Source organism: Moorena sp. SIO2C4 (genome assembly GCF_010672485.1).
Lineage (GTDB): Bacteria > Cyanobacteriota > Cyanobacteriia > Cyanobacteriales > Coleofasciculaceae > Moorena > Moorena producens.
Map to the genome: position 1 here is coordinate 1 of NZ_JAAHGN010000637.1, position 4348 is coordinate 4348.

1 protein-coding gene and 3 pseudogenes are annotated in these 4348 nt (G+C 42.5%); 3 read left to right on the top strand and 1 reads right to left on the bottom strand.

Annotated features, from left to right (window positions below):
* The 3 genes and pseudogenes from F6K20_RS26110 to F6K20_RS26120 form a co-directional block, all read left to right on the top strand.
* Positions 1-882 (top strand): PilZ domain-containing protein (locus tag F6K20_RS26110; protein ID WP_287296578.1); only part of this gene is annotated, 882 nt, incomplete at its 5' end.
* A gap of 27 nt (positions 883-909) precedes the next feature.
* Positions 910-1535, top strand: a pseudogene (locus tag F6K20_RS40875) (Uma2 family endonuclease).
* A gap of 372 nt (positions 1536-1907) precedes the next feature.
* Positions 1908-4181: pseudogene (locus F6K20_RS26120) on the top strand (WD40 repeat domain-containing protein); the annotation flags it as partial.
* Positions 4182-4202: 21 nt separating this feature from the next.
* On the opposite strand, the pseudogene F6K20_RS40880 reads toward F6K20_RS26120, so the two are convergent.
* Positions 4203-4295: pseudogene (locus F6K20_RS40880) on the bottom strand (single-stranded DNA-binding protein); the annotation flags it as partial.
* Positions 4296-4348: the final 53 nt, after the last annotated feature.

The following is a 4348-nucleotide window of genomic DNA, read 5'->3' on the forward strand; positions in this document are numbered from 1 at the left end:
CTATGGTTAAGACCGGAGGATAGCCAAGCGGTGATTGTTAATGTTTTTTGGTCTATCTTTAACCTAATCCTTCTGATGGCTGCTTGTCTAGTTGCTTTCGAGCAACCCCAACTCCGTCGTGCTCACCGGATGCCAAGGAAGTTAACGGCTGTGATTCATACTCCACAGCAGAGTTGGAGAGGTGAAACCGTTAATGTTAGTGAAAGTGGTGCCCAAATTCTGCTGAATACCCGACCCAACATCCCTGATCAAATTAGAGTGGAACTCGAAGGAGACTACGGACACAAGTGCTTGGTCCGAGGGCGGGTGATGCGAGAAGTTGCTATGGGTGACCAGGTGAGGCTATTTGTTGATTTTATTAATCTCACCGGTACTCAGCAAGATGATCTGGTCTTAGTTATTTATTCTGATGTCAATGAGTGGTATTCCCAGAGACGATCTGAAACAGACCATCCTCTGGAATCCCTTAAGTTTATTGCTACGAGTATCAGACGAGTCTTCCGTGAATTCCGACCAGCTAAAGAGACCAAGGTACGTCAAAAGGTTCAAGCACCGGTGCAATTATATTGGGATTACTGGAAAAACTATTCCGTTAGCGCGACAATCACGGAAATTGGCACTCATGATTTACGGTTGGAATTAGATGGCCACCAGATTAGCAATCTCGATATCATGCAGAAGACTAAACCCCTGATCAGTTTACTGGTAACTCAGGAATCTAATCACTTACAAGATTTGAGTTTTTTGGCTAAGGTGGAAACTATAGAGCAATTAGTTGATAGCGGATCTGTTAATTCAATTGCGATCGAGTTAAGTTTTCCAGAATCAATAGAAGAGCAGCAACAGCTCAAAATTCGACAGCTTCTGAATAGCTTGGATTGATAGCAAAGAGAATAGGAAATAGGGAATATGAACCCCTTAACTCTTGACCTGCGACCACTCCTGAGGTTAACCCACCGGGAATTTGAGCAAATTGCAGCAGCTAACCGCGATCTGCGGTTGGAACTGACTGCTGATGGAGAACTGATTGTTATGCCCCCAACAGGAGGAAATACCGGTAGGCGTAATGCCGATCTAACGTACCAACTCCAAGCTTGGAGTCGTCAGACCCAACTTGAGGTGCGACCCGTGGCGAATTTAATTCGCCAAGTAAGAGCGCACCTAGGGAAGTTTTCGACTCCTCTACTGTGTTTCAACTCCCCAATGGAGCAGGACGTTCTCCTGATGCAGCTTGGGTTAGCTCAGACCGATGGAACAGCCTTACTCTTGAGGAACAAGAAACCTTTCCACCTCTATGTCCTGACTTTGTGATTGAATTGCGCTCCAAAACTGATTCTCTGACATCTCTACAGAACAAGATGCTGGAATATATGGATAATGGCTGTCGCCTCGGTTGGTTGATTAACTATCAAAATCAACAGGTTGAGATTTACCGTTCTGGTCAAGCAAAAGAAATTCTACAATCTCCCCAGATTCTTTCTGGGGAGGAGGTATTACCCGATTTCCGATTGGATTTGCAGTTGATTTGGATTTGATATCTCTCCTCTTTGAAAAAAGGGGATTCTAAACCGAATACCGACACTAGATATAGCGCATAATAATTCATGCGATCGCTTATCAATTATCCTTTAGGAAGTAGGGAGGGTTGCGTCAATTTAATTTACATCATAAGTATGAGAAGCGCTATAGTTTATTTTTTTAGACTTTCAAATGCAAAATTATGGTAAAATTTTTATGTTGATTGGTCTGATTAAGATAACTAGACCGGTCTTTTTTAACCCTAAATTGCTCTTTTTAGGATATTTTGTTACCCCCTGAGCCCTAAAACCTAATACCTAAGACCTGAACTATTAGTAAATCACGATATTATTATATTATAGCATAATAAACTATAATCAAAACGGTATATGAACTTTGAAGACGCTCTGGAATTCGCCAATGCCTTAGTGTTTGCCAAATCGGGAAATCATCTCACTGATTTACAGCAAGCCTTAATTGAGGCATCTTGGTCCTGGAAGCGTCAGAGTTATGATACTATTGCCGAAACCTATGGCTATTCACCGACTTACCTGAAACATGATGTCGGTCCTAAGCTGTGGAAACTTCTCTCAGAGGCTTTGGGGGAAAAAGTCAGTAAAAAAAACTTTCGCTCAGCCCTCGAACGACGGTGGCGCAGTGAACAGGAAACTATCTCCTCGAACCAACAGCCAACTACACTCGAAAGCATAACCCCAGTCGGGGACTCGACCGAGGAAACAGATGGGATTGGCTTAAGGCCAGGCTACGGGAACGGAAAACCACGTCACGATTGGTCAGAAGCCGTTGATGTTCGTTTCTTTTATGGAAGACAATCAGAACTAGCCCAGTTGCAGCAATGGATTCTGAGCGAACACTGTCGGCTAGTCGCCTTGTTAGGTATGGGCGGCATGGGCAAAACCTCCCTATCGATCAAGCTTGCCCAACAACTCCAACACCAGTTTGAGTTTGTTATTTGGCGCTCCCTACGTAATGCTCCTGACCTATCAGAGATTTTGATTCAGTTGCTGAGATTTCTATCCAATCAGCAAGACATTGATTTACCAGATACCACAGACGATAAAATTTCCCGACTTCTGAATGATATACGCTCCCACCGTTGTTTGCTAGTTCTCGATAATATGGAAACAATTTTACAAGGGGGAGCTCAAAGCAATGCTGCTGGACATTATCAAGCTGGATATGAAGAATACGGTCAACTATTGAGACGGTGGGGAGAAAACTCCCATCAAAGCTGCTTAGTACTAACCTCTCGGGAGAAGCCTCAAGAAATTGGACTGCTTGAAGCAGAAGTGCTACCTGTCCGCTCCCTACAATTAAGTGGTTTGAAAACTGCTGAAGGACAAGAAATATTTAATATTATCGGTTCTTTCCAAGGTGAAGAAAGGGAATGGAAGCAGTTAATTAATCGCTATTCTGGTAATCCCTTAGCTCTAAAAATTTTAGCGACAACAATCCAGAAATTATTTGCCGGTAATATTTCGGAATTCTTAAATCAAGATGCGATAATATTTGGTAATATTAAAAATCTTTTAGAGCAGCATTTTGCCCGATTAAGCGCTCCAGAACGAACAGTAATATTTTGGCTCGCCATCAATCGAGAAGAAGCCTCATTTGCTGACTTACGAGATGATATATTTCCTCCTGTACCACCCCAACAACTGATCGACACCCTGGAATCCTTGGAACAGCGATCGCTTGTGGAAAGAAAAGCGTCTTTGTTTTCCTTACAACCGGTGGTGATGGAATACGTAACTGAACGTTTGGTTGAGCAAATCTGTGAAGATGTTATTGTTAGTATAACCGCCATTAATAACACTAATAACAACTGGGAAAATTCCCTATTTAGGACTCATGCTCTCCTCAAAGCTCAGACCAAAGATTATCTTAGAAATACTCAAATTCGTCTCATTATCAAACCCATTGTAGAGCGTCTACAGATTGCTTTAACGGGTAAGGGTAACCTAGAAACCCATCTAAATCAGATTCTCGACACGCTTCGAGGCAAACCTGCCTTAGCCATTGGCTACGCTGGTGGAAATATTATTAATCTCCTTTGTCAACAGCAAATCTGTTTAAAAGGCTATGATTTTTCAAGAGTTACAATTTGGCAAGCTTATCTACAAGGGGTGGATTTACAAGATGTCAATTTCGCTCACTCCGATTTATCGAAGTCAGTGTTTACTAAAACCTTAGGAGTAGTATTTGGGGTAGCGTTTAGTCCTGATGGTAAGCTTTTAGCTACTGGAGATGTGGAAGGTCAGTTGCGTTTATGGCAAGTCGAGAATGGTAAGCCAATTTTAATTTGTAAAGGTCATACTGGTTGGGTTTGGTCTGTTGTCTTTAGTCCTGATGGTAATACCCTAGCCAGTTGCAGTAGTGACAAAACTATTAAACTATGGAATGTCAGCACAGGTCAGTGTATTAAAACTTTAGAAGGCCATACCAGTTCTATTTGGTCAGTAGCATTCAGTAGGGATGGTAAAACCCTAGCCAGTGGTAGTGATGAATCAACAGTAAGGCTTTGGGATGTAAACACTGGTGAATGCCGTCAGGTATGTCAGGGACACACCGGTCAAGTCCTGTCGGTGGCCTTTAGTGCAGATGGTAAAACCTTAGCCAGTGCTAGTGATGACCAGACAGTGAGACTTTGGAATTTTAGTACTGGTGAATGTCGCCAGATCTCCCCCAGACTCAAAATACTTAACATCTGGGTCTGTACCTGCACGACCGACTAAATGGACAACATTGAGACTCATAGTTATATTGGTACTTTTGTACTGATTATGGCTCTACAATAACAGATTCAGCT